At 70.7% G+C, this 15,982-nt stretch carries 13 protein-coding genes; 1 reads left to right on the top strand and 12 read right to left on the bottom strand.

Annotation, left to right across the window (positions count from 1 at the left end):
- Positions 1-129 precede the first annotated feature (129 nt).
- From AC1DH3_RS14465 to AC1DH3_RS14450, 4 genes are all read right to left on the bottom strand, one after another.
- Positions 130-1,911 carry an acetyl/propionyl/methylcrotonyl-CoA carboxylase subunit alpha gene (locus AC1DH3_RS14465; RefSeq protein ID WP_476909605.1) on the bottom strand — a complete coding sequence of 594 codons (1,782 nt, stop codon included), beginning with the start codon at positions 1,909-1,911 and terminating at the stop codon, positions 130-132.
- Positions 1,911-3,617, bottom strand: a complete 1,707-nt coding sequence (locus tag AC1DH3_RS14460) for a 5-oxoprolinase subunit B/C family protein (protein ID WP_476909626.1) — start codon at positions 3,615-3,617, stop codon at positions 1,911-1,913. The genes AC1DH3_RS14465 and AC1DH3_RS14460 overlap by 1 nt, the downstream gene beginning before the upstream one ends.
- 30 nt (positions 3,618-3,647) lie before the next feature.
- The gene (locus AC1DH3_RS14455) at positions 3,648-5,009 is read right to left on the bottom strand and encodes an MFS transporter (protein WP_476909604.1); all 1,362 of its coding nucleotides are present in this window, start codon (positions 5,007-5,009) and stop codon (positions 3,648-3,650) included.
- A gap of 95 nt (positions 5,010-5,104) precedes the next feature.
- Positions 5,105-5,878 carry a LamB/YcsF family protein gene (locus tag AC1DH3_RS14450; RefSeq protein WP_476909603.1) on the bottom strand — a complete coding sequence of 258 codons (774 nt, stop codon included), beginning with the start codon at positions 5,876-5,878 and terminating at the stop codon, positions 5,105-5,107.
- 108 nt (positions 5,879-5,986) lie between these two features.
- Between AC1DH3_RS14450 and AC1DH3_RS14445 the strand changes: the two genes are divergently transcribed.
- Positions 5,987-6,673, top strand: coding sequence for a GntR family transcriptional regulator (locus AC1DH3_RS14445; RefSeq protein WP_441419092.1), 687 nt, complete (start codon positions 5,987-5,989; stop codon positions 6,671-6,673).
- Between the two features lie 30 nt (positions 6,674-6,703).
- Here the strand turns inward: AC1DH3_RS14445 and AC1DH3_RS14440 are convergent, their stop codons facing one another.
- The 8 genes from AC1DH3_RS14440 to AC1DH3_RS14405 all read right to left on the bottom strand — a co-directional run bounded on the left by AC1DH3_RS14440 (position 6,704) and on the right by AC1DH3_RS14405 (position 15,778).
- Positions 6,704-7,231 carry a hypothetical protein gene (locus tag AC1DH3_RS14440; RefSeq protein ID WP_476893460.1) on the bottom strand — a complete coding sequence of 176 codons (528 nt, stop codon included), beginning with the start codon at positions 7,229-7,231 and terminating at the stop codon, positions 6,704-6,706.
- A gap of 100 nt (positions 7,232-7,331) precedes the next feature.
- Positions 7,332-8,513: a galactokinase gene (galK, locus tag AC1DH3_RS14435; RefSeq protein WP_441419094.1), complete on the bottom strand. Its 1,182-nt coding sequence runs from the start codon at positions 8,511-8,513 to the stop codon at positions 7,332-7,334.
- A complete protein-coding gene (galT, locus tag AC1DH3_RS14430) occupies positions 8,510-9,652 on the bottom strand; it encodes a galactose-1-phosphate uridylyltransferase (protein WP_441419095.1) in 1,143 nt (380 codons plus the stop codon). Before galT ends, galK begins: the two co-directional genes overlap by 4 nt.
- A gap of 90 nt (positions 9,653-9,742) precedes the next feature.
- Positions 9,743-10,645: an aldose 1-epimerase family protein gene (locus AC1DH3_RS14425; RefSeq protein WP_476909602.1), complete on the bottom strand. Its 903-nt coding sequence runs from the start codon at positions 10,643-10,645 to the stop codon at positions 9,743-9,745.
- Positions 10,642-12,162 (bottom strand): L-arabinose isomerase, encoded by a 1,521-nt coding sequence (gene araA, locus AC1DH3_RS14420; protein ID WP_476909601.1) that lies wholly within the window; start codon positions 12,160-12,162, stop codon positions 10,642-10,644. Before araA ends, AC1DH3_RS14425 begins: the two co-directional genes overlap by 4 nt.
- A 36-nt stretch (positions 12,163-12,198) precedes the next feature.
- Positions 12,199-12,909, bottom strand: coding sequence for an L-ribulose-5-phosphate 4-epimerase (locus tag AC1DH3_RS14415; protein WP_476909600.1), 711 nt, complete (start codon positions 12,907-12,909; stop codon positions 12,199-12,201).
- Entirely contained in the window at positions 12,906-14,621 is a 1,716-nt protein-coding gene (gene araB / locus AC1DH3_RS14410; protein ID WP_476909599.1) for a ribulokinase, read from the bottom strand. The genes AC1DH3_RS14415 and araB overlap by 4 nt, the downstream gene beginning before the upstream one ends.
- A 134-nt stretch (positions 14,622-14,755) precedes the next feature.
- The gene (locus tag AC1DH3_RS14405; RefSeq protein WP_441419100.1) at positions 14,756-15,778 is read right to left on the bottom strand and encodes a LacI family DNA-binding transcriptional regulator; all 1,023 of its coding nucleotides are present in this window, start codon (positions 15,776-15,778) and stop codon (positions 14,756-14,758) included.
- Positions 15,779-15,982 lie beyond the last annotated feature (204 nt).

Genomic DNA, 15,982 nt, shown 5'->3' with positions numbered 1-15,982 from the left:
CCGGCGGTGCGGCCGAAAGCTCGGAAGGCGGCCCGCTCGACGGACGAGCATGCCCAGCCCTGAGCGCCGGGGTTGGACATAGTGGCACTATGTCCACCCGCCGGCTCGGGAGGTGGGCATGTCCCGCGGCTACCCGATCAGCGCCAGCACCGCTCCGGCCGTGACCACGCCGCCGGCTTCGGCCCGGACGTCGGTCACCGTTCCGTCCCGGTGTGCGGCGACCTGGGTTTCCATCTTCATCGCTTCGAGCACGACGACGGGTTCCCCCGCCGCGACCTCGGCCCCCGGCGCGACGAGCCACTTCACCACGGTCCCGGCCATGTGGGCCCGCAGTTCCCCCGGATCCGCGGGCGCGGCAGCGCCGCCGTCGGACGCGGTCCCCGGTGAGCCCTCCGGCGAGCCCCCAAGCGAAACTCCGGCAGGCAGCGCCCGGCCGGACCGCGCCCAGCCGTCCAGCAAATCCGCCGGCAGCCCGACGGCGAGACGCTTGCCGTCGACCTCGACCGTGATGGTGCGGCGTTCGCCGTCGGGCGCCGTGGTGCTGTAGCCGGGGTCGGCCGGAATCCGGTCAGCGAAGTCGGTCTCGATCCAGCGGGTGTGGATTCCCAGCCCGGCCTCGGAGGTGAAGTCCGGGGACTCCAGCACGGCCCGGTGGAACGGCAGCACGGTGGCCACCCCGGTGATGCTGAGCTCCGCGAGGGCGCGGCGGGCGCGGCGCAGGGCCTGCTGCCGGTCCGCGCCGGTGACGATCAGCTTGGCCAGCAGCGAGTCGAACTGCGGCGGGACAAACGAGCCGGAGCGGACGCCGGAGTCGAGCCGGACCCCAGGGCCGGTGGGGCCGGAGAACCCGGTCACGGTACCCGGCGAGGGGAGGAAGCCGCGGCCCACGTCCTCGGCGTTGAGCCGGAATTCGAAGGAGTGGCCGCGGGGTGCCGGGTCCCCGGTGAGCCGCAGCGGCTCCCCGGCCGCGATGCGGAACTGCTCCTGCACCAGGTCGATCCCGGTGGTTTCCTCGGTGATGGGGTGCTCCACCTGCAGGCGGGTGTTGACCTCCAGAAAGGCGACCGTGCCGTCTGCGGCGACGAGAAATTCCACCGTGCCGGCGCCGGAGTAGCGGGCTTCCCGGCAGACGGCCTTGGACGCCTGGTAGATCTGCCCGGTCTGCGCTTCCGTGAGGAAAGGGGCGGGGGCTTCCTCGACGAGTTTCTGGTGCCTGCGCTGCAGCGAGCAGTCGCGGGTTCCGACGACGACGACGTTCCCGTGGGTGTCCGCCAGGACCTGGGCCTCGACGTGCCGGGGCCGGTCGAGGTAGCGCTCCACGAAGCACTCGCCGCGGCCGAAGGCGGCGACGGCCTCGCGGACGGCGGAGTCGAAGGCCTCCTCGATTTCGTCGAGCGCGCGGACCACCTTCATGCCGCGGCCGCCGCCGCCGAAGGCCGCCTTGATCGCGATCGGCAGTCCGTGCTGCTCGGCAAAGGCGCGGGCCTCGGCGGCGGAACCGACCGGACCGTCGCTGCCGGCCACGAGGGGCGCCCCGGCGCGGACGGCGGTTTCACGGGCGGTGATCTTGTTGCCAAGCAGCCGGATGGCGTCGGGCGCGGGCCCGATCCAGGTCAGTCCGGCGTCGAGGACGGCCTGGGCGAACTCGGCGTTCTCGGACAGGAAGCCGTAGCCGGGGTGAATGGCATCGGCGCCGGATTCGGCGGCCGCGGCCAGCAGTTTGGGGATGTTCAGGTAGGTGTCGGCGGGCGAATTGCCGCCCAGGGCGAAGGCCTCGTCCGCGGCGGAAACGTGCACCGCATCGGCATCGATGTCCGCGTAGACGGCGACGGACGCCAGCTGGGCGTCGTCGCAGGCCCGGGCGATCCGGACGGCGATTTCGCCGCGGTTGGCGATCAGGACCTTGCGCATCAGTTACTCACTTCTTCGTCGGGGGCTTGTTCGGCGGGGATGTCGGCGGGGCTGTGGTCGGAGGTGGCGGGGCCGGTGGTGCCGGAGTCCGCCCAGCGGAAGCGGATGGTCCCGCCGATCGGGACCTGCGCGGCGAGGTCCAGTTGCGAGTCGACGACGACGGCGATCACGGGGTAGCCGCCGGTGATGGGGTGGTCGGCGAGGAAGAGCACCGGCAGGCCTTCGGGCGGGACCTGCAGCGCACCCGCGACGGTCCCTTCGCTGGCCAGCTCCCCGTCCCGGGTGCGCTGCAGCGGTGTTCCGTCGAGCCGCATGCCCACCCGGTTGGACTGCGGCTTGACCAGCCACTCCTGGGCGGTAAGCGACTCCAGCGCCTCGGCGTCGAACCAGTCAGCGCGCGGGCCGGGGACGACGTCGAGCACGGTCACCCCGGTGCCGGGGAACTCGGGCTGCAGTTCCGGGTGGCCGACGACGCCGGACTCGGAGTCGCCGCCGGAGGCCAGGAGCTGCCGCGCGGTCAGCGGCGCCGGGCCGATCCCGGACATCGTGTCGGTGGAGCGGCTGCCGAGGACCGGGGCGGCATCCACGCCGCCGCGGACCGCGAGGTAGCTGCGGAAGCCGCTCTCCGGCGCGCCGATGCTGAGCGTCTCGCCGTCAAGCAGGGCGAACGGGGTGGCCATCGGCACGGTACGGCGGTCGGGCTCCGCGTCAGGGCGGCCCGGGGTGGTGATGGCCAGTTCCGACGGCGCCCCGGCGACGGCCAGGACCTGGTCCCCGACGGCCTGGACCGTGAGCCCGCCGGCGGCGGTCTCGATCGCCACTGTCTCAATACCGGCTGCGCCGGGCGCGTTCCCGACCAGCCGGTTGGCGCGGCGCAGCGAGGCGCGGTCCAGGGCTCCGGCGGCGGAGACACCCAGTCCGGAGTGGCCGTGGCGTCCGAGGTCCTGGATCAGGCTCTGCAGGCCGGGCGAGACGATCCGGAGTCCCGAAGTCACCTCCGGCGCGGGGGTCTCGGGCTGCGGTTCCGGGGCAAGCGCCACCGTCTCCCGGACCGCGCGGAACTGGATCCGGTGGCCGGGCGCGGCCAGGGCGGGCTGCTCGCGGTCCAGGTCCCACATCCGGGCGGCGGTGTGGCCGATCAGCTGCCAGCCGCCGGGTGAGCGGCGCGGGTACACGGCCGAGTACGTTCCGGCCAGCGCCACGGCACCTGCGGGAACGGCGGTGCGCGGGGAACTGCGGCGGGGAACGTTGAGGACTTCGTTCTCCCCGACGAGGTAGCCGAATCCCGGGGCGAAGCCGGCGAAGGCCACCGTCCACTGCTGGCGGCAATGGGCGGCGATCACGCCCTCGATCCCGAGCCCGGTCAGCTCCGCCACTTCGGCGAGGTCCGCGCCGTCGTACACGGTGTCGATGACCACGAGGCCGCCGTCGCGCTGCACCGGGGCGGTGAGGTCGAGCTGCAGCAGCTGCGCGGCGATACGGCGGGCGGCGACGGGCGAGTCGGCCGTAACCATGACGGTTTCGGCGGCGGCGAGCACGTCCAGTTGCCCGGGCAACGGGTGCTCAAGGAGCAGCGCCTGCAGCGCCAGCACGCCTTCGGTGCCGGTGAGTTCTGCGAGCACCGCGCGGGTGCCCACCGCCCGCACCGCGTTCACTTTGTGGACGGCCGCCTGCCGCGCTGCCACCGTTTCCATTGCTGTCTCCATCATTGCCGCCGTCTCCAGGGTCCGCGCCGTTTAGGCGCGGGCTTCCTGCAGCAGCCGCTCTTCCTCGGCTGTCTGCGGGTTCCGGCCGATCGCCAGGCCTACCACCGTCACCACGGCGGAGACCGCGAGGTAGCCCGCGATCAGGAACCAGTTGCCGGTGGCGGCGTAGAGCGCCGTAAAGACCAGCGGGGCGATGGCGCCGCCGATCACGCCGGCGAGGGTGTAGGCCAGCGAGCTGCCGGCGTAGCGCAGCCGGGCCGGGAACTGCTCGGTGATGTAGGCGGCCTGCGGGCCGTACATGAACGCGTGGAAGGCAAGGCCGATTACGACGCCGATGGTGAGCATCAGCACGGACTTGCCTAGGATCATCAGGAAGAACAGCGGGATGTAGAGGGCCGTGCCAACGGCGGCGATGCCGTAGACGAGGCGCCGGTTGAAGCGGTCCGTCAGCGCGCCGGCGGCCGGGATCAGGGCGAGCTGGAAAGCCGAGCCGATCAGGATGGCGCCGAGGACGTTGCCGGTGGTCATGCCCAGCTGCTTGGTGGCATAGAGGGCGACGAAGACAGTGAAGAGGGAGTAGAGCACGTCGGGGCAGATGCGGGACAGGGCGGCTGCCAGCAGCGCGCGGGGTTCCTTGGTGAAGACCTCTTTGATGGGGGCCTTGGGGGCCTCGCCGTGGGCCTGGATGGCCTTGAAGACGGGGGTTTCTTCGAGCTTGAGTCGGATCAGGAGGCCGAAGACCACCAGCAGGGCGGAGGCCAGGAAGGCCACGCGCCAGCCCCAGGACAGGAACGCCTCGTTACTGAGGGTTGCCGCGAGGAGGGCCAGCACACCGTTGGCCATCAGGTTGCCGGCCGGCGGGCCGATCTGGGCTGCCGAGGACCAGAAGCCGCGCTTGCGGGCGTCGCCGAATTCGCTGGAGAGCAGGACGGCTCCGCCCCATTCGCCGCCGACGCCGATGCCCTGCGCCAGGCGCAGCAGCACCAGGATCGCCGGAGCCGCGACGCCGATCGCGGAGTAGTCGGGGAGGGCGCCAATGAGCACCGTGGCGACGCCGATAAGCATCAGTGTGACCACCAGGACGTGCTTGCGGCCGATCTTGTCGCCGAGCCGGCCGAAGATGACGCCGCCGATCGGGCGGGCCAGGTAGCCGACGGCGAAGGTGGAGAAGGACAGCAACAGGCCGACCAGCTCGTCGCCCACCGGGAAGAATATCTTGGGGAAGATCAGCGCCGACGCCACGGAGTAGATCGCGAAGTCGTAGTACTCCAGCGAGGTGCCGGTGAGGCTTGCGATGTAGGCCTTGAGGGCGCCAGGGGGCAGGTTCCTCTTGCCGGGCCTCTTGCCGGGCCTCTTGCTTGCGGCCGGGGCGGCCTGGTGCGGTGCGGTCATGATGTTCCTCCAGATGCGGGTGCTGCCTGTGCTGGGTGGGTGTGCTGAAGTCGCGCCGGGCTCAAGACGCAGCGCCGGTGAGGCTGTTGGTGTTCCTAGATGAATGAGGCGGTGCCGATGCCGGCAGCGCTAAGCGCTTCGCGAACCGCGGCTGCCATGGCTACGGCTCCCGGAGAGTCGCCGTGGACGCAGATGCTTTCGGCCCGGATTTTCAGGATGGAGCCATCGATGGTGCGGACGGCTGAATCGGTGGCCATCCGGAGGACATGTTCGGTGACCTCGGTGTGGTCGTGCAGCACGGCTCCGGGGAGGGTGCGGGAAACCAGGGTGCCGTCGCGGTTGTAGGCGCGGTCCGCGAAGGCTTCGGTGACCGCCCGGATCCCGGCCGCCTCTGCCAGGCGAAGCACTTCCGAGCCCGGCAGGCCCAGGATGGGCAGGTTCGGATCCACGGACTTCACCGCGTCGACGACGGCCCGCGCCTGCGCGGTGTGCGCGACGATCGCGTTGTACAGGCCGCCGTGCGGCTTGACGTAGCTGACCTGGCCGCCTTCCGCGGCGGCCAGGGCCTGCAGCGCACCGATCTGGTAGACGACGTCGTCCGCCAGCTCGTTCGGATCGATGTCGAGGAAGCGGCGGCCGAAGCCGGCCAGGTCGCGGTAGCCGACGTGGGCGCCGATCCTGACGCCGGCGGCGACCGCCTCGCGGCAGGTCCGCCGGATGACGCTGGGGTCTCCGGCGTGGAAGCCGCAGGCCACATTGGCGCTCGAAACGGAGCGCAACATTGCTGTGTCGTCACCGAGGCTCCAGCGTCCGTAAGACTCGCCGACGTCGCTGTTCAGGTCGATGGTGTTTAGCCCGGTGTGTGCCATTTGTGATCCTCGTCTCAGTGCTTGGCCCCCTCTTAGGATGCACTATCCCGTGGGATTGTTCAACAATCCGACGATTCCCGTTTTGGACAATCGTGTACATTCGGCACTATGACGACTTCCGAAGCCGGCCCGCGCGCCCTGGCGGCCGCCGCGCGGCTGCGCATCGCCGTCCCCTCCGTGGCGGACCGGGTCGCGGCCGAACTCCGCCAGCAACTGGCCGACGGAGTGCTGCTGCCGGGCACCCGGCTGACCGAGTCGACGATTGCCGAAGACCTGGGCGTCTCACGCAACACCGTGCGGGAGGCCTTCGCCGAACTGGCCGCGGAGCGCCTGGTGGTCCGGCAGCCCAACCGCGGAGTGTTCGTGGCCAGCCTGGCCCCCGGCGACATCCACGATGTGTACACGGTGCGGCGCGCCGTCGAGGTCGCAGCCCTGCGCGGCGGAGGCACTCCGGAGCGGGTGGCCGCGGTCCGTGCCGCGGTCGAGGAAGGCAAGGCCGCGGCGGCCGCCGACGACGAGGAGGCTCTGGGCACCGCCAACCAGCACTTCCACCGCGCGATCGTGGCGCTGGCTGGCAGCCGCCGACTGGACACGATCATGTCGCAGGTTCTCGCCGAGATGCGGCTGTTCTTCCACAAGGCCACCGTGGACGCGCACTTCTACCGGAGCTACCTCGACGACAACGAGCACATCTGCGCCGCACTCGAAGCCGGCGAGCCTGACCGCGCAGCGGAGCTCCTGCTGGCCTACCTCGACCGCTCGGAACAGAAGCAGAGCGCCGTCCACGGCGCGTGAGGTCCCCGGGCGGCGGCCGTCAGGCGGATGTCACAGGCATTCGTCCACGATCTTGCCGGCCACTCCGCCAATGATGGTGCCAAGCCCGGCACCAGCGGCCCCCCCGAGGATGCCGCCGATCGCGGCGCCCGCCCCCGCCAGGGTCTCCTGCCAGTTCCCGCCGGACTTTTTGTAGACAACGCCGGTGCTGCCTCCGCCACCGTCCTCCGTAACGTCGCCGGACAGATAGGAGCCGGCCGACGCCGATGCGAAGGCGAGCGCTACCGGGCTGGCACCTGGTTGCAGGAGCAATTGGTCATAGGATTTCCGGACCTCGTGGTACGCCGCGGATGCCTCCTTCTTGCCGGAGCTGGCGGCAAATCCTTCCTCACAGATCCGGACCAGGACCGGGAGGTCCGCTTCCGTGATCAGCCCCATCTCCAGGAGTTTGTCCAGGATGATTTTGGTTGCCTTCAGCCGGTCGCCTTTGGCCTCCCGCATGATGCGTGCGGTCTCCCGTGAAACCGCGAACTGCAGGTCTCCTGCACCGACTCCCAGCACCTGCTTTTTGTCCAACATTGTGCCCACCTCCATCAACTAGCGTCCTGCAAGTGCGCACAGGTTACGCCCGGGGAGGGGCTTCCGGAAGGCCCCGCGGGTTCCGCGACAGACCCCCGGCTCAGAGCCGCCGGGCTCCCGCGGCGGGGCGCGCGGCAAAGATCTCCGGCGCCCCGAATCCCTGCCCGGCAAAGGCCCGCAGCACGGCCTCTTCCACTCCCCGGGCTTCGGCCGCGGGAACCAGCGCGATGGCGGAGCCGCCAAACCCGCCCCCGGTCATCCGGGCACCGATGGCCCCGGCGCCGCGGGCGGCGTCCACCGCGAGGTCCAGTTCCGCGCAGGAAATCTCGAAGTCGTCCCGCATGGAGCGGTGGCTCGCGTCCAGCAATTCGCCGATCGCCGCTGCGCCCCGGCTCTCCAGCAACGCGACGGTCCGTGCCACGCGGTCGTTTTCGTGGACGATGTGGCGGACCCTCCGGAAGGTTTCCCCGTCGAGAATACTTTCGGCGCGGGTTAGATCAGTGACGTCGAGGTCCCGCAGGGCACCCACGCCCATCAGCTCGGCACCCCGGGCGCAGGAGGCCCGCCGCGCCGCGTAGCCTCCGTTGGCATGGGCATGCGAGACCTTCGTGTCGATCACCAGGCACACCAGGCCGGCCCCCTCCAGTCCCAGCGGTACCCGGCGAAAGCTTCCGTCGCGGCAGTCCAGGTAAACCGCGCAGTCCTGGGCGCCCAGCATCGAGGCGTACTGGTCCATGATCCCGGTGGGGGCTCCGACCACGTTGTTCTCCGCCCGCCGCCCGACGTCCGCCAACTCGGTGGCGCCCAACTTCGCCCCGGCGAGCTCGGCGAGGGCGGATGCGACGGCGCACTCCAGCGCCGCCGACGAGGAAAGCCCCGCGCCGACCGGGACGTCCGAGGACACCAACAGCTCGAAGCCCGGGACGGAAACCCCGGCCCGCCCGAGCTCCCAGGCAACGCCGGCCGGGTAGGCGGACCAAGCCCCCGCTGGCCCGGGTGCGAAGGTGGCGGGGTCGAAGGTGTTCAGGTCAAACTCGACGGGCGCCGCCCCGGCGAAGGCGGATGCCAGCAGCACGCGGCGGTCATTGCGTGCGGCCACCGCGACCGTCGTCGCCCGGTCGATCGCGAACGGCAGGACCAGGCCCTCGTTGTAGTCGGTGTGCTCGCCGATCAGGTTCACCCGGCCCGGAGCCTGCCACAGCCCGTCCGGGGCATGCCCGAAGTGCGCGGTGAAGGCGTCGGCAAGCTTTACGGCGGGTCCCGCGGTTTCCGTCGGTGTCATGGCGTTCCTGTCCTGCCCGGGACGGTGTCCCGCAGCGCGGCGGCGACCTGTTCCGGTGTGGTGTCGTTGATGAAGGCGCCCATCGCGGCCTCGGAGCCGGCGAGGAATTTGAGCTTGTCCGCGGCCCGGCGTGGCGAGGTGATCTGCAGGTGGAGGTATCCGGAGCGGCGCAGGACCGGGTCCACCGGAGCCTGGTGCCAGGCGCTGATATACGGCGTCGGGGTGCCGTAGAGACCGTCGAGGCGGCCCAGGAGGTCCGGATACAGCACGGCCAGCTCGTCGCGTTCGGCACCGTTCAACGCCGCGAGGTCGGCCACCTGGCGGTGCGGGACGAGGTGGATTTCGAGCGGCCAGCGCGCCGCGAACGGCACATAGGCGCTGAAGTGCTCGCCTTCGACCAGCATCCGCGAGCCGTCGGCCCGTTCGCCGGCCAGGATGTGCCCGGTGAGGGTCCGTCCCGTGTCCGCGAGGAAGGCCTCGGCGGCCCTGGCCATCACCGCGGCCCGCGGCGTGAGGTACGGGTAGGCGTAGATCTGCCCGTGCGGGTGGTGCAGGGTCACGCCGATGTCCTGGCCGCGGTTTTCGAAGCAGAACACCTGCTGGACCCCGGGCAGGGCGCTGAGGGCTTCGGTACGGTGCGCCCACGCGTCGATCACGGTGCGGACCCGCCGGGTGCCCAGATCGGCGAAAGCGCCGGTGTGGTCAGGGGTGAACGCCACCACTTCACAGCGGCCGCCGGCAGTCCCGCGGGTTCCCCAGCCGGGCGAGGACGGTGCGGCGGCGAGGTCTGGCCCCAGCGAGGGGAAGCGGTTTTCGAAGACGACGACGTCGTAGTCCGGCGCCGGGATCTCCGAGGGCCGGTCCGGGGTGCTGGGGCAGAGCGGGCATTCGTCCGCCGGCGGCAGGTGCGTCCGGTGCTGGCGGTGGGCCGCCACCGCCACCCACTCCCCGGTCAGCGCGTCGAAGCGGAGCTCACCGGAGGGGCCCCGCTCGGGCAGCGCCCGGGAGTCTTCCGTGCGGCGCTGCTGGGCGCGCGCGCCGTCGTCGAAGTAGAGCAGCTCCCGCCCGTCGGCGAGGCGCGTGCTGCTGACCGCCGTCAGCGATGCGGGGGCATCTTCCCGGCTGGTGCTGCTGGTCATGGTGTCGTCCTTGCGCGGATTGGGTGAAGCGGAATTGGGAGGGCGGAAATCGGGGAGGCGGGATGCGAAACGGGGCCGGGCGGGCCGCCGCTAAACGGCGAAGATGCTCCACGAGGACCGGTGCGAGGCCCCCGGCTCCAGCCGCACCAGGTCCTGTCCGCTGTTGAAGGCATCCGGCGGGCAGCTCATCGGCTCGACGGCGAGCCCGGCCCTGCCGGTCGCGGGCGGCTCGGTGTCGCCGGTGAACAGCTGCAGCCAGGGCAGGCTCCGGTCCCAGGACATTCCGACGCCGTTGCCGCCGGGGTCCCGGACGGTCAGCCGGGCGCGGCCGGCGTCGTCGAAGCCCAGCCCGGTGAAGGCGTTGTCGATCTTCGTCGCGCCGATGGGACGCGGGGTGCGGAAGTTGAAGGCGTGCCCGCGCACCGGCTGCGGCCCTAGGGGCAGGCGCCGTTCCGGATCGGCCGCCAGGAAGGTGTCGGCCGAAAATTCCAGGGTCCACTCGTCCAGCGGTGCGGGACCGGCCAGCAGGTACGGATGCGGGCAGATGCCGTACGGCGCGGCCCGGTCCCCCGTGTTGGTGGCGGTCACCTCGGCGTGCAGGCCGTCCGCGTCCAGCCGGTAGCTGGCGGTGAGCCGGACCGCGAAGGGGTAGCCCGGCGCCGGGCCGAGGGTGCAGGCCAGCACCAGCGAGGACTCCCCCCGGGCCTCGGCTGTCCAGTCCTCGCCGAGGCCCAGGCCGTGCAGGGCGCAGCGGCGTTCGGGTTCGTTGACCGGCAACCGGTGGCTTCCGCCGTCGAAACTGTAGCGGCCGTCGGGAATCCGGTTCGGCCAGGGGGCCGCGATGATGCCGCGGAAGTCCGGGATCGGGCCGCCGGCCGGGAACGGGAGCACCAGATCGCGGTCCCCGTGCCGCAACTGGCGCAGGGCGCCGGCCCGCGCGGTAAACACGGCACTGTACCCGTCCGCCTCGATCCGGTGGTCGGCCCAGGTCACAGGCCGCCGGCCAGCCGGTAGTACGCCGCATTCCAGTTCAGTTCCTTCTTGAACTGCTTGATCGTGGTGCCCTCGTCGATGGCCAGCAGCTCGGTGCGGGCGATCTCGGCAAAGTCCTCGAAGACCTCCATGCCGACGGCGGTGGTCAGCACGGTGTGGTGGGCCGCGCCGGCGGTCAGCCAGGCAGTCGCGGAGGTGGCGAAGTCCGGCTTGGGCGACCAGAGGGCGCGCGCCACAGGAAGCTTCGGCAGCGGTTCGTCCAGGTCCACGACGTCGACGGCGTTTGCGACCAGGCGGAAGCGGTCGCGCATGTCCGAGAGCGCCACCACGACGCCGGGCCCGGCGTCCGTGTCGAAGACCATCCGGACGGGGTCCTCCTTGCCGCCGATGCCGAGCGGGTGGATCTCGACGCGCGGCTTGGAGGCGGTCAGCGAGGGGCAGACCTCCAGCATGTGGGCGCCCAGGATTTTCTCCTGGCCGGGGGTGAGGTGGTACGTGTAGTCCTCCATGAGGGAGGCGCCGCCGGGCAGGCCGGCGCCCATGACCTTGGCCGCGCGGACCAGGAGCGCGGTCTTCCAGTCGCCTTCGGCGCCGAAGCCGTAGCCGTCCGCCATCAGCCGCTGGACGGCCATGCCGGGCAGCTGCCGCAGCGCGCCAAGGTCCTCGAAGGAGGTGGTGAACGCGGCGGAGCCGTTCGCCTCAAGGAAATGCCGCAGGCCCAGCTCAATCCGGGCGCTGTAGCGCAGCGACTCGTGCCGCGCTCCCCCGGCCTTCAGCTCGGCGGCCACCTCGTAAAGCCGCTCGTACTCCGCCACCAGCGCGTCGACGTCGGACTCCGCGGCGCCGTGAACGGCGTCCGCGAGCTCGTTGACGGACCAGGTGTTGACCGAGACGCCGAAGCGCAGTTCGGCCTCGGTCTTGTCGCCCTCGGTGACGGCCACGTTGCGCATGTTGTCCCCGAAGCGGGTCAGTTTGAGCGTCCGCACCGCGGCCCAGCCGGCGGAGGCGCGCTGCCACACCCCCACCTGGCGGGTGACCTCGGGGTTGGACACGTGGCCCACCACCGTCTTGCGCGGGATGCCCAGCCGCGACTGGATGTAGCCGAATTCCCGGTCGCCGTGCGCGGCCTGGTTCAGGTTCATGAAGTCGAAGTCGATCTCCGCCCAGGGGAGTTCCACGTTGGCCTGGGTGTGCAGGTGCAGCAACGGCTTGCGCAGCAGGTCCAGGCCCTGGATCCACATCTTCGCCGGCGAGAACGTGTGCATCCAGGCGGTCACGCCGATCACCGCGTCGTCGGAGTTCGCCTCGAGGGCGGTCCGCCGGATCGCGTCCGAGTCGGTCAGCACGGGTTTCCAGACCACCCGGACCGGGACGTCGGAGGAGCTGTTGAGCTGGCGGGCGATCTCCTGCGACTGCTCCGCCACCTGCTTTAGGACGGCTTCGCCGTAGAGGTGCTGGCTGCCGGTGAGGAACCAGACCTCGTAGGGCTCAAGGGAGGTGTTGTGGGCGTGGGTCATGGGTTTCTCCTGGAAATTCTTGGGCTGGTCCGGGCCCTAGCGGCCGTAGACGTTCTGGTAGCGGGCGTGCAGGGCCTCGATCTGGGCCTGGTCGATCGGCAGCGGTTCGCCGAGCTGGCGGGAGATGTGCACGGTGCGGGCCACTTCTTCGCACATCACGGCGGCCTTGACGGCCGCGCGGGCGTCCGCACCGATGGTGAAGGGTCCGTGGTTCTGCATCAGCACCGCCGGGGAGTGCGAGCCGGACAGGGTCTCGACGATCCCGCGTCCGATCGCGTCGTCGCCGATCAGGGCGAACGGTCCCACCGGGATGCTGCCGCCGAATTCGTCGCCCATCATGGTCAGCACGCAGGGGATCGCTTCGCCCCGGGCCGCCCACGCGGTGGCGTAGGTGGAGTGGGTGTGGACCACCCCGCCCACCTCCGGCATATGCCGGTAGACGTATGCATGCGCGGCGGTGTCCGACGACGGCGTGAGCTCCGGGTTTTGCCACTGCGCCGGGGAACCCGCGGCCGCGGTTACGGGGTTGCCGTGCAGGTCCGTGACCACCATGAGGTCAGGGGAGAGCTCGTCGTAGGAGACGCCCGAGGGCTTGATCACCATCAGGTCGTGGCCGGGGACCCTGGCCGAGACGTTGCCGGCGGTCCAGACGACCAGTTCGTACCGGGTCAGTTCGGCGTGCAGGGAGCAGACTTCCCGGCGGAGCCGGGCGATGGTTTCCGGCAGATCTTCCGCTCCGGAGCTCATGCCGGGACCCCCGCGGACAGCAGCGGGGCGGCGGCTTTGCGCTGGATCGCCTTGAGCCGGTGCATGACCTCGTTGGCTCCCCTGCCGAAGTAGTCGTGCAGGGCCCGGTATTCGTGGAACAGTTCCTCGTAGGCTGCCACGTTTTCCGGGATCGGCGTGTAGACCGCCCCCGGTTCGGCGCCCATGGCTTCGGCCGCGGACCGGACGTCGGGGTAGCGGCCCGCGGCGACGGCCGCATGGATCGCCGCACCCAGCGCCGGGCCCTGCGTGGACCCGATCGTGGAGAGCCGCAGCCCCGTGACATCGGCGTAGATCTGCATCAGCAGCTGGTTCTTGATCAGTCCCCCGGCCACAATGAACTCGCGGACCGGAACCCCGGAGTCCCGGAAAGCGTCCACGATCGTGCGGGTACCGAACGCCGTCGCCTCCAGCAGGGCCCGGTAGGTGTCTTCGGGGCGGGTGGCCAGCGTCTGGCCGACAATGACGCCGGAGAGCTCGTGGTCGACCAGCACGGAACGGTTGCCCGAGTGCCAGTCCAGGGCGATCAGGCCGTGTTCGCCGATCGCCTGGCGCGAGGCGAGTTCGGTGAGGTACTCGTGGATGCCGAGCCCCCGTCCGGCTGCCGCTGCGTGGTATTCGGGCGGAACGCCGTTGCCCGTGAACCACCCGAAGATGTCGCCCACACCGCTCTGGCCCGCCTCGTAGCCCCAGAGTCCGTCCACGATCCCGCCGTCGACCGCACCACACATGCCCGGCACCTCGCTCAGCTCGGTCCCGTTCATGACGTGGCAGGTGGAGGTGCCCATGATCGCGACGAGCTGTCCGGGCTCGACGGCGCGGGCTGCCGGGGCGGTGACATGGGCGTCCACGTTGCCGACGGCGACGGCGATCCCCGCCGGCAGCCCGGTCCAGGCGGCGGCCTCGGCCGTGAGGTAGCCGGCTGCGTCGCCGAGCCGGCCGATCGTGTGCTCCAGCTTGCTGCTGACGAAATCCTTGAAGCCCGGGTTGAGCGCAGCCAGGTAGTCCTCCGAGGGGTATTTGCCGTCCTGGTAGATGCCCTTGTAGCCGGCCGTGCAGGCGTTCCGGACGTAGCTTCCGCAGAGCTGCCAGACGATCCAGTCCGCCGCCTCGACCCACCGGTCCATGGCCGCGTAGACCTCGGGTGCTTCCTCCAGGAGCTGGAGGCCCTTGGCGAACTCCCATTCGGAGGAGATCAGGCCGCCGTAGCGCGGCAGCCATTCCTCGCCGCGCTCCCGGCCGAGGGCGTTGATCCGGTCCGCTTGCGGCTGCGCCGCGTGGTGACGCCAGAGCTTGACGTAGGCGTGCGGGCTGTTCGCGAACTCCGGCAGTTCGTTCAGCGGCGTCCCGTCGGCCTTGACCGGCACCATGGTGCAGGCGGTGAAGTCGGTGGCGATCCCGACGACGGCGGCCGGATCGATCCCGGCGTCGGCGACGGCAGCGGGGACCGCGTGCCGGAGGACGTCACGGTAGTCGTCGGGAACCTGCAGCGCCCAGTCCCCCGGCAGACGGGCGGCGTCAGCGCCGGCCAACTCGGCGGGGAGGGTGTCGGTCAGGACGGCGTGCGGGTAGTCGAAGACGCCGCTGCCGAGTTCCTTGCCGTCGCGCACCCGCACCACCACGGCCCGGCCGGAGAGGGTGCCGTAGTCCACCCCGATGACATATTTTTCGGTGCCGTCAGCTGTGACGTCCATGAAATCCTCCAGTTACGTGCCCGCCAGACCGCGGGCTGAGCTCAATTGTGAGCGCTAACACTTTGGCTGTCAAGGAGTGCGCCGGCTTGGGTGCGCAGCCGGCGGCGGCAGTCGGGGATTGCGGGCGGGGCGGACTAGGCGATGCTGGCGGTGCTCGCGCGGACTACCAGCTCGGGCGCCACCACGGTATTCCCGCTCGGCGCACCGTGCTCGATCTGGGCCAGAATCACGTCCACGCAGCGCCGCCCCAGCTCCCGGAAGTCCTGCCGGACGGTGGTCAGGGGCGGGGTGAAGTACGCGGCCTCGGGCTGGTCGTCGAAGCCGACCACCGAGACATCCTGCGGCACCCTGACACCGGCCTCCGTGAAGGCCCGCAGCAGGCCCAGTGCCATCTGGTCGTTGCCCACCAGGACCGCAGTGGCGGTGCGGTCGGCGGCGAGCTTGCGGCCAAGCCGGTACCCGCTGCCGGCACTCCAGTCGCCCTCCAGTTCAAGGTCCGGTTCGAGTCCCATCTCCGCCAGCTGCTCGCGCCAGCCCTGGGCGCGCGCGTGGGCATCCATCCAGTCCCGCGGTCCGGAAATGTGCCCGATCCGGCGGTGCCCCTCGCTGATCAGGTGCGCCACCGCCATGCGGGCGCCGAGCTTCTGGTCCACCATGGCGCCGCTGAACCGGCCGGGGCTGCCGGCGCCCACGACGACGACGGGCACCTGGAGGTTGAGGCTCTCGAGGGTCTGGACTGTTCCGCCGTGCGGGACGATCACGATGATGCCGTCGGCGCCCTGGTCGGTGAAATGCCGGACGGCGTCGGCGATGGAATCCGCGCTGGAGTCCTTGAGGGCCGCAATGCTGACAAAGTACCCGGCCTCCCGGGCGGCCTGCTGGACCCCCACCAGGGTGTTTGCCGGGCCGTACTGCGCGAGCTCGACGCCGAGGACCCCGATGGTCTGGGAGCGGCGGGTGACCAGGCTCCGGGCCGCAGTGTTGCGCCGGTACCCGAGCTCGGCGATGGCTGCCTCGACCCGGTCCCGGGTGGCCTTGCTGACGTTGGGGTGGTTGTTGACCACCCGCGACACCGTCTGGTGGGACACGCCGGCCCGCGAGGCCACGTCCTCAAGTCGTGGCGGACGTCGTTCGTTAGCGTTCCCCGGCTGAGGCATCTTCCACTCCCTGTGCAATGTGTTGTCAACATCCTACGGCCGGAGCCGAAGCTCCCTCGGCCGCGCCTATTCTGTGACTTGACTCACAAGCCGGGCCGGTGCTACGTTCATCAAACAGACTTGTTAGCGCTAACACAAGCGGGCATAATCTAGGCTCGTCGGGACATGGCTAACCGGACCTCATCCATACTGGGCTCTCTAGTT

The sequence above is a fragment of the Arthrobacter sp. 05L428 genome (assembly GCF_056397665.1).
This window is presented reverse-complemented; position numbering and strand designations above follow the sequence as displayed.